This window comes from Arthrobacter sp. FW306-1B-F12A, from assembly GCF_058781865.1.
Genome location: NZ_JBYSXD010000019.1, coordinates 1 through 13,217, shown reverse-complemented (window position 1 = coordinate 13,217; position 13,217 = coordinate 1). Strand labels below are relative to the sequence as shown.

Sequence of the window (13,217 nt, the reverse complement as noted above, 5' to 3'; positions counted from 1 at the left end):
CGTCTTACGAGTGTATCTTGGCAAACATGACCCAGATCACACACGTGCTACCTGATTCACGGGCCCTCGGCGCCGGCGAGCTGCCGGAGACGCGGCTGGGAGTCCAGTTCACCCGCTACCCTGGCCACGAAGACCGGCCACTGGTGGAATCGCTTCGGGCCGCCTTGGACGACGGCTTCACCCTGGTGGTGCTCAACAGCATCTCTGCGGAACTTTCGAGCGAAGCGCCCGGCCAACCGAACAAGGCCGGAGAACTGAACGAGGTTGCAGAGGAAGCCCGGCATGCCGGCGTCGAACTCCAGCTGGGCTTGGGCTGCGCAGGGCCGTTCGATGATCCCGCCATGGTTCGGGCCGGACTGAACAGGACCCTGGTTCGCGGCCTGGAACTAGGCGTCACCGAGTTCTTTGTTTACACCCGGTCAATTCGCGAAGGGGCCTCGGAACAAGGCAGGTTCCTCGACCACCCTGCCCAGCTCCGGCTCATCCGGGCGAACCTCGAGACGCTTGCGTCCACAGCACGTGACGCCAGGGTCCACATCAACGTCAAGACCCATGAAGACCTGGCTTCACCTGAAGTGCACGCGCTGGTCCAGTCCTTGGACCCCGCAGTCTTCGGAATCGGATTCGATGTGGCCAACCTGGTGGTTCGTGGAGAGGATCCTGTCGATGCGGCCGGGGCGCTCGGGCCGCAGGTCCGGATGACGCATTTGGAGGACGCGGTCCTGTTCCCGCTGCCGCACGGCTACCGTCGTCGCTTGCGGGCGGTCGGGGAGGGGGTCTTCGACTGGGAAGCGATACTCGGCCACCTTTTCCGTGCCGGGGTGCGCGACTTCACCCTGGAACAGCACCGGGGAAAGTTCGACGCTCCGGTTTTCGACCGTTCGTGGTTCACCCACGAACCCCATCTCGACGCTGCGGGGCTGGGCCAGTTGGCCCGGCTCGGTGTTGCGACGCACGACGGCGTGGCGCGCGGGCGTATCCCGGCGCTCGCCGACTGGGACGACGAGCCCGCCCCCGCCGAGCGCCGTCGTCAACTGCTCCACAGTGCCGCCACTGTGCGGACGATCCTCACATCAATGGGTGCCGGCGTGAAGAAGCCGGCCACGATCCTTTCCGGAGAGGAAGGACTCTCATGACAGCCATTGCCGCCCCACAGATCGTTGTCCCGGTCAGAAGGAGACCCTTCAGGAGCTTCCTTCGTCGGGACAGGGCATTGACCATGACCTTGTCGTTCCTGGCCGCCCTCATTGTGGCCACCTTGATTGGCCCCTTGGTCTGGCGCGTGCAACCCGATGCCATCAACCTCGGCGCCGTCCTGCAGTCTCCAAGCCTGGGACACCCTATGGGCACGGACGACACCGGGCGGGACGTGTTGGCCCGGGTCCTGGCGGGTGGGCGGACGTCAATCCTGGCCGGTCTGACCATTGCACTGATCGGCGCGGTCGCCGGGTGTATCGCTGCCCTTTTGGCGGGATCGATGCGCGGCTGGGTAGACACGCTCTTTACCTGGCTGACCAACTCCATCCTCTGCTTCCCTGCCATCCTTCTGGCGATGGCGATCGCGATGGCACTGCAGCCGGGAGTCACGGCGGTGGTCATCGGGCTTTCGCTGCACTCGTTCCCCTGGTACATGCGGACGCTTCGCGGGGAGGTGATGCGCTTGTACGGCCAGGACTTCGTTCGCTCCACCGTCGCGCTCGGAGCACACCCCGCCCGCGTGCTGTTCCGCCACGTTTTCCCGCACCTGGTCCCGATCATGATTCTGCAGATGGCCGCCGTCTTCGGTGCGTCGGTGCTCTCCCTGGCAGCCCTCGGTTACCTTGGCCTCGGCGCTCAACCTCCGACGGCCGAATGGGGAGAAATGATCACCGATGGCCAGCAATTCTTCCTGACCGGTCAATGGTGGATCGCGGGCTTCCCCGGCCTGGGCCTGCTCCTTGCCGTCAGCCTGACCACCATGATCGCGGACAGGGCCCGGGAAGTCCTGGATCCACGCGGCGAATTCATCCAGGCGAAATGAGGCTTTTTCGATGATTAGCACCATTTTCAAACGGCTCGGCATAGCACTGGCCACGGTCTTCGGGGCTTCGATCTTCGCCTTCATCCTCCTCCGCAAGGTTCCCGGTGACCCGGCCCGGGCCATTGCCGGCGATGCGGCCACCGACGACGCCATCGCGGCGCTGCGGAAGTCCATGGGACTCGATGACAACCTCTTCGTCCAGTACGGGAACTACATGGGCTCGCTCCTCCGCGGTGACTTCGGCTTCTCTTACAGCACCGGCAACAGCGTCGGTAGCCTCCTTGCCCAACGGCTGCCGGCGACGATCGAACTGGGGCTGCTGTCAGTAGTCATTGCCATTGTGGCGGCGGTCCTCGCCGCGAGCATCGCAGTCTACTCACGACGCCGCTGGCCGGACCGGTTTCTTCGCATCGCATCCTCCCTGGCCATGGGATCGCCACCCTTCTGGATCGCCCTCCTTGCCTTGCTGGTTCTCTCGATCCAGCTCGGGATATTCCCGGGTCCTGAAGGCCGGCTGTCACCCGGGATGCTCCGTCCGCCGAACGTCACCGGCATGTTTACGGTGGACGCCCTGCTTGCGGGACAGTGGGGGACTTTCGCCAATGCGAGCTGGCACCTGATCCTGCCCGCAACGATTATCGCCTTGGGTCCGTTCGCCTTCCTCAGCCGGCTGTACCGGAACCAGCTTCGTGGCACGCTGCGGGAAACCTTCGTCACAGTCGCCCAGAGCCATGGCCTCCGCAGGTTCCCGGTCTACTCGCGCCACGTGGCCCCGCACGGGCTGTTGGCACTGTTACCGGCTGCTTCGCTGTTGTTCGCCGATCTCCTGGCTGGAAGCCTGCTGGTCGAGAAAGTTTTCGGATGGCCGGGCATAGGTTCCATGACCGCCGACGCCATCATCCAGAAGGACTTTGCCGTGGTCCAGGCGGTACTCCTTTTGGCCGCCATCCTCTACGTGGTAGTCAGCCTCGTCTCGGACCTCATCATGACCGCGGCAGATCCCCGCACCCGAGTAGGAGCCCGCTAATGTCGCACACCAACGCACTTCCCTTTCCTTCCCGAAGCATTGCCAGCGACGGGATCCCGGGCCAGGCGCCCGTCCTGAGCGTCAAAGGACTAACAACCAATTTCGACACTTCCTCGGGAACCGTCCACGCGGTGCGGGACGTGTCCTTCGACCTCTACAAACGGCAGCGATTGGCGATCGTCGGCGAATCGGGTTCCGGGAAATCCGCCCTCGCCATGTCCCTCGTAGGGCTCGTTCCGCCACCGGGCCGCATTGTGGGCGGCAGCGTCAAGCTCCACGGGACAGAGCTCGTGGGCCTTGACGACGCCGGGATCTCCAAGATCCGGGGGCGGGACATCGGCCTGGTATTCCAGGACCCGATGGCTGCCCTGGATCCCCTCAAGACCATTGGAACCCAGTTCGTGGAAACCATCCGGGTTCACCAGGACGTGTCAGTCAAGGTGGCCCGGCGGATGGCCTGCGAACTCCTTGCCGAGGTGGGCGTCAACGATCCGGAACGGAGGATCGCAGACTACCCCCACCAGTACTCCGGGGGGATGAGGCAGCGCGTGCTCATCGCCATGGCCATCGCCAACGATCCCGCCGTGGTCATCGCCGACGAACCGACGACGGCCTTGGACGTCACCACGCAGGCGCAAGTCCTCGACCTCCTGGCCAAAATCTGCGACGAACGCGGCAACGCGCTGGTGATGATCACCCACAACCTGGGGATCGTGGAAGAACTCTGCGACAGCGTCAACGTCATGTACGCGGGACGGTTCGTCGAATCCAGCAGCACCCGGTCACTTTTCGGCACGCCGGCCCACCCGTACTCGAAAGCGTTGCTGGACTGCGTCATCGACCCCGCTACGGCCAAGCGCGGCGCGTTGCCGGCCATCCCCGGCTCGCCCCCGGACCTTTCGGTCGATGAGCCCGGATGCCCGTTTGTGTCCCGATGCCCGATCGGCCGGGACGAACTACGGTGCGCAACGGAACGGCCCGAGGCGCGCACCTTGGCGGGCGGCGCCGTCGTCCGCTGCCACTTCGCGAGCGATACCCCAGGAGATGCAGCATGAGCAACGCAGCCACAGCCCCGCTCTTGCGGGTGGCGAACCTCAACAAGTCCTACGGCAGGGGTGTCGGTTCCAGGAACAGGACCCAGATCCTGCGGGATGTCTCCTTCGAACTACGACGCGGAGAAACACTGGGGCTCGTGGGGGAATCGGGCAGCGGCAAGTCCACCACGGCTGCGTGCGTCATGGGCCTGACCGCGGTGGATAGCGGACTCATCGAGTTCGACGGCGTGGACCTCACCTCCTTGTCGAAGCCGGAGATGCGGCGGATGCGCAAACGCATCCAGATGGTGTTCCAGGATCCCAACGGATCACTCGACCCGCGCTTCACGGTTGCCGACCTCGTGGAAGAGCCGCTGGTCATCCACGGGGTCTCGGACTCGGCGGAGCGCTCGCGCCGGGTCGAGGAAGTGCTTGACCGCGTCGGGATCACCCTCAAGCAGGCACAGCGCTATCCGTTCGCGTTTTCCGGCGGTCAACGCCAGCGGATTGCGATTGCACGGGCACTGGTCCTCAATCCGGACCTGGTCGTCCTGGACGAGCCGGTGAGCGCGCTGGACGTCTCGATCCAGGCCCAGGTCCTCAATCTCCTGAGCGATCTCCAGGACGAGCTGGGGTTGACCTACTTGTTCATCGTCCATGACTTGGCCGTGGCGCGGCTCATGAGCCATCACATCGCCGTCATGAACTCGGGACAGATCGTGGAAGCCGGAACCTCAGAGGACGTTTTCGACAACACCACCCACCCCTATACCCGTGCGCTGCTGGACGCGGTCCCGGGCGCTCGCCGTCGGGCCAAGGCCCTTGCGGCGGCCGGTACGGCCGTAGCCGTGGAAGGAAAGTGAAATGAGGACCTTGCCCTCCCTGCGTACCCTGACGAAGAGGACGACGGCGTTCCTCGCCGCCGCGGGCCTGCTCGCCCTGGCGGGCTGTGCCAGTCCGGCCGCTTCGTCCGCCCCGAGCAGCCGGCCCTTCACCGTGAACTGGGCCACGACGCTGACCAACATTGATCCTGCATTCGTGTGCGCCGGCAATGAGAACAGCTTCGCCAGCAACTTTTACGCCCGGCTCGTCAAGCTCGACGAGGATCAACAGCCCGACGGAACGCTCGTGGCCAACACGGACCCTGCCCGCGTCAAAGGGGACTTGGCCACGTCCTGGACGGTTTCCCCCGACGGGAAGGCCTACACCTTCTCCTTGCATCCGGGAGCCAAGTTCGCCAACGGCAACCCTTTGGATGCCGAGGCCGTCCGGTACTCGATCATGCGGAACCTCACCATCGGTGGCTGCGGATCCCTCGGCCTGCAAATCGGCCTGACCGACCCGCCCCTGATCAGCAGCGTCGTCGTAGTGGACGCCCAGACTGTCCGGCTCGAACTGTCACGTGCCTACCCCGCAATCCTCGTGACGTTGGCGCAGAGCCGCGGATCGATCTATGACCCGAAAGTCATCAAGGACCACGGCGAGGACAAGAAGGGCGTGCCCAATCAGTGGTTGGCCGCGCATACCGCCAGCAGCAGCGGCCCCTATGTCCTGGACGAGTACGTGGCCAACAACTACGCGGTGCTCAAGCGCAATCCCAACTATTACGGCCAGGCCGCCAAGGAACCGGTGGTCCGCGTCAACTTCATCACCTCGATCCCCACCCTGATGCTGCAGGCACGCCGGGGCGAGGCGGATGTGACCCTGGGGCTGCCACCATACGTTGTTCACGAACTAAGCCAGAACGACTGCTGCACGGTCACCGCGGCCCCCGCTTTTGCCCCGGTCACGGTGTCCTTCGACAATTCCTCCGGCGTGACCTCGAATCCGAAATTGCGCGAAGCGCTGACGTACGCGGTGCCCTATGAACAGATCAAGGCCAGTGTGGCTTACGGATACGCGGACAGCTACTACGGCCCCTTCGTTCCAGGAACACCAGGATTCGACCCGCAACGCTCGGCCGCCCGCCCCCTCGACAAGGACCGGGCACGGGCCTTGGTCAAGGAGTCCGGGCTGGTGAACCCCCAGATCGACCTCATGATCAACCCGACATCGCCTGGGGTCTCCACGCTTGCGACGATCCTGAAAGCCTCGTGGGAGGACATAGGCGTCACGGTCAACATCGATTCGCAGACGCCCACGGCCTTCGCCACGAAGTTCAACACGGGCAAGTACCAGTCTGCGCTGCTGTTCGAGAGCGCCGGCGCGGTGGCTGCCTACGAACTCCGCAAGAAGATGACCTGTGGCAGCAGCTTCAACAACCAGCACATCTGTATCCCAGGGACACCGGACCTCATGAAGAAGCTCGACAACGCCCCGGATCTCCAGGCGCAGCAGCCGTACATCAACGCGCTGGTGGACGCGTGGCGGGCCAGTTCGCCCACCATCATCCTCTACCGTGCGCAATTCACGGCGGTGCTGGCCCACTCGGTGAAGGCCTTCGACTACGCCTCGTCAACCACTTTCTACAACTGGGGACGGTAGGGGCGACCTCCCTGGATACCGCCGGGGCTCCGGAGAGCACCGCGGCGGACAAGACAACACGAAGAACTAGCTAAGGACGCGAAATGCGAATTGGTGTCGATGGAAGCAAAATCCCCCACGAAGCGGACGACTCGGCGATCCGTATCCTCGAACGGGCGCACGGCATGGGGATGGAGGGAGTGTATTTCCGCAGCGTCATGGACGTCTCCCCAACCCTGGACCGCGGCTTGCTCGCAGAGGTCCGGGACTGCGCGGATTCACTCAACCTCTACCTCCAAATGGGCCTCGCGAAGGTCAACCCGTACGCGACGGCTGAAGCTCCGCACGTCCGCAGGCTCGGCGATGGCGACTACACGCGCGGCATGATCAAGATGATCGAGGCCGCGCACGAGGCGGCAGGCGTGACGGACTTGTGGGTGGCGTGTGCCAACTACCAGCGCGGCATGCCGGGCTACTACGTTTTCGACCGCTTCCGGACAGACGCGCCGTGGGCCGACCAGCTCGTGGCGATCGAGAAGTTCCTGCGGCTCCTTGCCCCGGTGGCCCGGGACCACGGCGTGCACATGAACATCGAGACCCACGAAGAGATCACGAGCTATGAAATCGTCCGCCTGGTGGAAGCCGTGGGGCCGGACGTCCTCGGGGTCACCTTCGATACGGCCAACGTGGTGGTGCGAGGGGAAGACCCTGTGGCTGCTGCGCGTCGCGTGGCACCGTACACCCGGGCCACGCACTTGCGGGATTTTGTCCTCGGTGAACAGGACGGCGTCTTTGGCAGGGTCTTCGCGCCGATCGGCCAGGGCTCGATCGATTGGGACGCGGTGCTCGGCATCCTGCACGCCGAGAACCCGGACCTGCCGCTCTCGATCGAGAACGCAGGTCCCACCCTGCACTTGCCGATCGGCCTCGACGATCCTGAATGGATTGCCATGCACCCTGACCTTGATCAGGACGAGGTGGCCAGCATCCGGGGCATGGCTGCCGAGTACGCGGAACGGACGGAAAGGGGCGAGGCGCCGCGGATCAGCGACTTGCGCGCGGCAACTTACGACGGTGCGCACTTCATCGACGTCTCGGCGAAATCCCTGAGGGACGCACTGTCCCGGATCGGAGCCGCGGTGTAGGCACGACTGCGCTGTCCCCACCCAACTGCCTCGCAGTTGTTGTCGTTTAGACGCTTCAGAATGACATTAACTGCCAGTCAGTTGGGTGGGGAGGAGCAGAATAGGCCCATGACTTCCAAGATCACTGATGTGCCGGGAATCCGGGTGGGACATGTCCAGCGGATCGGCGACGGCTGGCTCAGCGGGGTGACCGTTGTCCTTCCGCCGCCCGGGACTGTGGGTTCCGTGGATGTGCGCGGCGGCGGGCCGGGCACGCACGAGACGGACGCCCTCGATCCCACCACCCTAGTGCCCACGGTCGACGCGGTCGTGCTCACCGGCGGTAGCGCCTTCGGTTTGGTCACGGCGCACGGCGCCCAGCGATGGTGCGAAGAACAAAGACGCGGTTTCGCAGTGCCGGGGGGAGTGGTACCGATCGTTCCGGCCGCCGCGATCTTCGACCTGGGTCGCGGCGGTGACTTCGCCGCCCGCCCCGACGAAGCCATGGGATACGAAGCGGCAGGCGCGGCTGCGGCTTCAAGCGAGCACGCCGACGTCGGGCGCGGAAACGTCGGTGCCGGCACCGGTGCCGTGATCGGCCGCGGCGCGTTCAAGGGGGGAGTGGGCACCTCGTCCATCACCCTGGACAGCGGCGTGGTGGTGGGTGCGCTCGCAGTGGTCAACGCGCTCGGGCTGCCTTTCGGCATATCGTCCCCGCGGGCGGAAGCCGGCACCTCCGAACCGGGGCCTCCGGCACTGAACACCACGCTCGTCGTCGTCGCCACCAACGCCGTCCTCGACCCGGCTGAATGCAAGCGCACCGCAAGTGCCGCACACGCCGGCCTCGCCAGGGCGTTGAGTCCGTCCCATACCCTCGCCGACGGCGACACCGTGTTCGCGCTGGCGACCGGCGCCGTCGTGCTTGACCGCAGTTCGGAACAAGCGCGGCAAGTCTCGCTCATCACCCTGCAAAGCGCGGCGGCCGACGCCGTCCGCCTGGCTGTCCTCAACGGTGTCGTGGCCGCGGAATCAATCACGACGGCGGCAGGCACCTACCCTGCCTACGGCGCGGTTTAGCGGGATCCAAGGGGGTTCCGCGGCCAGGGGAAGCGTGACACCGTGCCGGTGTCTGCGCTAGCATGGGCGGATTTAACTTTCGAGCCGTCTTGGCGTAGAGTTGTCTGTTGGTTGTCTGCACAGCCACGCCCATTTAACAGGTCGCGAGTCCTGCTTCGTGGAGTGGCAGGGGCCGGACGGTCAAACAAACAAAAAACGTCCGCAGATTTTCCGGTGCCTAACCGGAGGGCTGCGGCAAACAACAGTTAGCGGAGGATATGGCCAAGAAGGACGGGGTCATTGAGATCGAGGGCGTTGTGACTGAGGCGCTGCCCAATGCGATGTTTCGCGTTGAGCTCACCAACAAGCACATCGTTCTTGCACATATCTCGGGGAAGATGCGACAGCACTACATCAGGATTCTCCCTGAGGACCGCGTAGTGGTGGAGCTAAGCCCTTACGACCTCACACGTGGTCGCATCGTCTACCGCTACAAGTAATTGCTGGGCGGCAGCCTTGGGAAACCCGGGTAGTTGCCGCTCCAGCCGACCAACTGCAACACGCAAAGGAACGCCATGAAGGTCAAGCCGAGCGTTAAGCAGATCTGCGACAAGTGCAAAGTGATCCGCCGTAATGGCCGGGTCATGGTGATCTGCGAGAACCCGCGCCACAAGCAGCGCCAGGGCTAATTCCCCGCAAGGGAGCTAGCGCCCGCGAGGGCAAACCTGGGTTGCTAACCCACGCAAGTAAATAAAGGCAGCACAAGCTGAATTGGGACGTATGGAGCCCGGACAGCTAACCCCCGGTCGGAGGCTGGGGCCGCACTGAAAGTGCGGGTGTACTGCCTACGACCTCCGGTTTATTCAAGGAGTACTGCCACTATGGCTCGTCTCGCTGGCGTAGACATTCCCCGCGAAAAGCGGTTGGAAATTGCGCTTACTTACATCTACGGCGTGGGCAAGACCCGTGCACACGAAACCCTGGCTGCCACCGGCATCAGCGCTGACGTTCGCGTCAAGGACCTGACTGACGCCGAACTGGTTCAGCTGCGTGACTACATTGAAGGCAACTACAAGGTTGAGGGTGACCTTCGCCGCGAAGTAGCAGCAGATATCCGCCGCAAGGTTGAAATCGGCAGCTACGAAGGCCTGCGTCACCGCAAGGGCCTGCCCGTACGCGGTCAGCGTACGAAGACCAACGCTCGTACCCGCAAGGGCCCGAAGCGCACCGTCGCCGGCAAGAAGAAAGCCGGCCGCTAGAAATAGCAGCTGACTTTCCCCCGATAACTTTCTGTAGGAGAAATAATGCCCCCGAAGACTCGTGGCGCGGTTCGCAAGCCGCGTAAGAAGGACAAGAAGAATATCGCGCTTGGCCAGGCGCACATCAAGAGCACCTTTAACAACACCATCGTGTCCATCACGGACCCGAACGGTGCTGTAATCTCCTGGGCTTCCGCCGGTGAGGTTGGATTCAAGGGCTCCCGCAAGTCCACCCCGTTCGCCGCCCAGATGGCTGCCGAGGCTGCTGCAAAGCGCGCCCAGGAGCACGGTCTGCGCAAGGTTGACGTGTTCGTCAAGGGACCGGGATCCGGACGCGAGACCGCAATCCGTTCGCTGCAGGCCGCTGGCCTCGAGGTTGGCTCCATCCAGGACGTCACCCCCAGCGCCCACAACGGTTGCCGCCCGCCGAAGCGCCGCCGCGTCTAATTGGATTCTTGGCCTTGCCGGCCGGGTCCGCCACGGAACAGCCTGACTGTTCCGTGGCGCCCGGCCGGCAAAGCCGGAACCAAGCCGATTTCCACCACCTGTGTTGCGTCATATAGCGGATGCTCGCCGAAAGGAAACCTAAGTGCTTATTGCACAGCGCCCCACTCTGTCTGAAGAAGTAGTCTCCGAGAACCGCTCGCGTTTCATCATTGAACCGCTGGAACCGGGCTTCGGTTACACCCTCGGAAACTCCCTCCGCCGTACCCTGCTCTCCTCCATCCCCGGTGCTGCTGTAACCAGCATCCGGATCGATGGCGTGCTGCACGAGTTCACCACGGTTCCGGGTGTCAAGGAAGATGTCACTGAGATCATCCTGAACATCAAGAACCTCTCCGTGTCCTCCGAGCACGATGAGCCGGTTGTTGCATACCTGCGCAAGCAGGGCCCCGGAGTCGTCACGGCCGCGGACATCGCTCCGCCGGCCGGTGTCGAATTCCACAACCCGGATCTGCACATTGCCACGCTGAACTCGAAGGGCAAGTTCGAACTCGAACTGACCATCGAACGCGGCCGCGGCTACGTTTCGGCAGCTCAGAACAAGTCCGGCGACTCCGAGATCGGCCGTATTCCGGTCGACTCGATCTACTCGCCGGTCTTGAAGGTTACCTTCCGCGTGGAAGCTACCCGTGTTGAGCAGCGCACTGACTTCGACAAGCTGATTGTCGACGTCGAGACCAAGCAGGCAATCGCCCCGCGCGACGCCGTTGCTTCGGCAGGCACCACCCTGGTGGAACTGTTCGGTCTTGCACGTGAGCTGAACACCGCAGCTGAAGGTATCGAGATTGGCCCGTCGCCGACGGACGCTGCCCTGGCAGCCGACATGGCACTGCCGATCGAGGATCTGGACCTCACCGTCCGTTCCTACAACTGCCTCAAGCGTGAGGGCATCCACACCGTGGGTGAACTCGTTGCCCGCTCCGAGGCTGACCTGATGGACATTCGTAACTTCGGTGCGAAGTCCATCGATGAGGTCAAGGCAAAGCTGGTTGAACTGGGTCTGTCCCTCAAGGATTCCCCTCCCGGTTTCGATCTTGCAGCCCGCGCCGCAGCCATCGAAGAGGACGACGCCGCGTTCAGCGACGACGAGCTCTAACAAGCAGATCTTGGCCACCGAGTCCACGTTCGGACCCGGACGGCCTTCATTACAGGAGAAATTACTATGCCTACCCCCACTAAGGGTCCGCGCCTCGGAGGCGGTCCGGCTCACGAGCGCCTGATGCTCGCGAACCTGGCAGCATCGCTGTTCGAGCACAAGCGCATCACCACCACGGTCACCAAGGCCAAGCGCCTGAAGCCGTACGCAGAGCGCCTCGTGACCTTCGCCAAGCGCGGCGACCTGTCCTCCCGCCGTCGCGTGCTCGGCCTGATCAGCGACAAGGGCATCGTCCACGAGCTGTTCACCGACATCGCCGGCGCCGTTGCCAACCGCGATGGTGGCTACACCCGTATCACCAAGATCGGCAACCGCAAGGGCGACAACGCTCCCATGGCTGTCATCGAGCTGGTCCTTGAGCCGGTTTCCCCGAAGCAGGCTGTAGTTGCCGAGGCAACTGCCGCCGCCAAGAAGGACGCTGAGAAGGCTGCTCCAGCCGCCGAAGAGACCGCTCCGGTTGCTGAGGAAGAGGTCGTTGAGACCGAAGCCCCAGAGACCGAAGCCGAGGCTCCTGAAGCTGAAGCTGCTGAAACCGAAGAGGCTCCGGCCGCTGAGGAAAAGAAGTAATTCACTGAATTCTTCACAGTAGACTTAAGTCTATGAACGAACGAAAACCCGCTGCCCCCGTTTTGGGGGGCGGCGGGTTTTTGCGTGTCCGGATGGATCTTTCGTACGACGGCGGCCCTTTCAACGGGTGGGCGCTCCAGCCCGGTCTCCGGACCGTGCAGGGATCGCTGGAAGAGGGGTTGGCGCTGATCGTGCGGCGCCCTGTGCGGGTCACCGTGGCGGGGCGGACCGACGCCGGTGTCCACGCCCGGGGACAAGTGGCGCACATTGACCTGTCCGAGGCCGAGTGGGACGGGCTGCCGAGGGGACACGAGATCGACCCCGCTGCCGCGTTGTTGCGGAGGCTTCGCGGCGCCTTGAGCCGGGTCCTTCAGGATGAAACCGGCGCCATTGAAGTGCACGACGTCGGACTGGCGCCGGACGGCTTTGACGCCCGCTTCTCAGCGTTGTGGCGACGCTACAGCTACCGGATCGCCGATGGGCCGGAACGCTGGGATCCTGTCTTGCGCAGGCTCACCCTCTGGCACAAGGCGGAGTTGGACGAGGCCGCGATGAACGCGGGGGCCGCGACGCTGCTCGGGCTCCAGGATTTCCGCGCCTACTGCAAGCCCCGTGAGGGAGCCACCACTATCCGCGAACTGCAGCGGCTAGAGTTCGTCCGTGGCAACGACGGCGTACTGCTCGCCAATGTCCAGGCCGACGCGTTTTGCCACAACATGGTGCGTGCGCTGGTGGGATCCGCATTGCGTGTGGGGGAGGGCCTGGAAAGTCCGGAGTGGCTGCACGAGCGTTTGCTCGCGGGGGTCAGGGACGCCAAGTCCGTGTTGGCTGCGCCGCACCCCTTGGTGCTTGAGGAAGTGGCCTATCCCTCTGACGACGAACTGTTTGCTCGGGCCGAGCTGACGCGGGCGCGGCGGGAGTAGGTTTGGGGGCTCTTCGTGGTTGGTGGGGAACTGAGTTCGTGTCGTTGAAGACAAGAGGGCCCGTGGCCCTGTTGGGATGAGTGT

Annotated in this window: 15 protein-coding genes; all 15 read left to right on the top strand. The window is 63.9% G+C overall.

The features are described from left to right. The first annotated feature begins 26 nt into the window (after positions 1-26). On the top strand, positions 27-1,136 hold the full coding sequence (locus AC3WJU_RS11150) for a sugar phosphate isomerase/epimerase family protein (RefSeq protein ID WP_492259881.1): 1,110 nt from the start codon (positions 27-29) through the stop codon (positions 1,134-1,136). Further along, a complete protein-coding gene (locus AC3WJU_RS11145) occupies positions 1,133-2,020 on the top strand; it encodes an ABC transporter permease (protein ID WP_084784298.1) in 888 nt (295 codons plus the stop codon). Before AC3WJU_RS11150 ends, AC3WJU_RS11145 begins: the two co-directional genes overlap by 4 nt. Positions 2,021-2,030: 10 nt before the next feature. Beyond that, the gene (locus AC3WJU_RS11140) at positions 2,031-3,047 is read left to right on the top strand and encodes an ABC transporter permease (protein WP_059387382.1); all 1,017 of its coding nucleotides are present in this window, start codon (positions 2,031-2,033) and stop codon (positions 3,045-3,047) included. Continuing rightward, positions 3,047-4,102: an ABC transporter ATP-binding protein gene (locus tag AC3WJU_RS11135; protein ID WP_492259880.1), complete on the top strand. Its 1,056-nt coding sequence runs from the start codon at positions 3,047-3,049 to the stop codon at positions 4,100-4,102. Before AC3WJU_RS11140 ends, AC3WJU_RS11135 begins: the two co-directional genes overlap by 1 nt. Next, a complete protein-coding gene (locus AC3WJU_RS11130) occupies positions 4,099-4,944 on the top strand; it encodes an ATP-binding cassette domain-containing protein (protein ID WP_306958966.1) in 846 nt (281 codons plus the stop codon). Before AC3WJU_RS11135 ends, AC3WJU_RS11130 begins: the two co-directional genes overlap by 4 nt. A 1-nt stretch (position 4,945) precedes the next feature. Beyond that, positions 4,946-6,565, top strand: coding sequence for an ABC transporter substrate-binding protein (locus AC3WJU_RS11125; RefSeq protein ID WP_492259879.1), 1,620 nt, complete (start codon positions 4,946-4,948; stop codon positions 6,563-6,565). A gap of 83 nt (positions 6,566-6,648) precedes the next feature. Continuing rightward, entirely contained in the window at positions 6,649-7,689 is a 1,041-nt protein-coding gene (locus AC3WJU_RS11120; RefSeq protein ID WP_492259878.1) for a sugar phosphate isomerase/epimerase family protein, read from the top strand. Between the two features lie 108 nt (positions 7,690-7,797). Then, positions 7,798-8,745, top strand: coding sequence for a P1 family peptidase (locus AC3WJU_RS11115; RefSeq protein WP_492259877.1), 948 nt, complete (start codon positions 7,798-7,800; stop codon positions 8,743-8,745). A gap of 257 nt (positions 8,746-9,002) precedes the next feature. Further along, positions 9,003-9,224: a translation initiation factor IF-1 gene (gene infA / locus AC3WJU_RS11110; protein WP_009358723.1), complete on the top strand. Its 222-nt coding sequence runs from the start codon at positions 9,003-9,005 to the stop codon at positions 9,222-9,224. 75 nt (positions 9,225-9,299) lie between these two features. After that, a complete protein-coding gene (rpmJ, locus tag AC3WJU_RS11105; protein ID WP_011775570.1) occupies positions 9,300-9,413 on the top strand; it encodes a 50S ribosomal protein L36 in 114 nt (37 codons plus the stop codon). A gap of 192 nt (positions 9,414-9,605) precedes the next feature. After that, positions 9,606-9,983: a 30S ribosomal protein S13 gene (gene rpsM, locus AC3WJU_RS11100; RefSeq protein ID WP_011775569.1), complete on the top strand. Its 378-nt coding sequence runs from the start codon at positions 9,606-9,608 to the stop codon at positions 9,981-9,983. A 45-nt stretch (positions 9,984-10,028) separates the two neighbouring features. Further along, positions 10,029-10,430: a 30S ribosomal protein S11 gene (gene rpsK, locus AC3WJU_RS11095; RefSeq protein ID WP_028265083.1), complete on the top strand. Its 402-nt coding sequence runs from the start codon at positions 10,029-10,031 to the stop codon at positions 10,428-10,430. A 142-nt stretch (positions 10,431-10,572) separates the two neighbouring features. Next, positions 10,573-11,583 (top strand): DNA-directed RNA polymerase subunit alpha, encoded by a 1,011-nt coding sequence (locus AC3WJU_RS11090; protein WP_011692778.1) that lies wholly within the window; start codon positions 10,573-10,575, stop codon positions 11,581-11,583. A gap of 66 nt (positions 11,584-11,649) precedes the next feature. After that, on the top strand, positions 11,650-12,210 hold the full coding sequence (gene rplQ / locus AC3WJU_RS11085) for a 50S ribosomal protein L17 (RefSeq protein WP_492259876.1): 561 nt from the start codon (positions 11,650-11,652) through the stop codon (positions 12,208-12,210). Positions 12,211-12,242: 32 nt separating this feature from the next. Further along, a complete protein-coding gene (locus tag AC3WJU_RS11080) occupies positions 12,243-13,133 on the top strand; it encodes a tRNA pseudouridine synthase A (RefSeq protein ID WP_332602038.1) in 891 nt (296 codons plus the stop codon). The last annotated feature ends 84 nt before the right edge of the window (positions 13,134-13,217 follow it).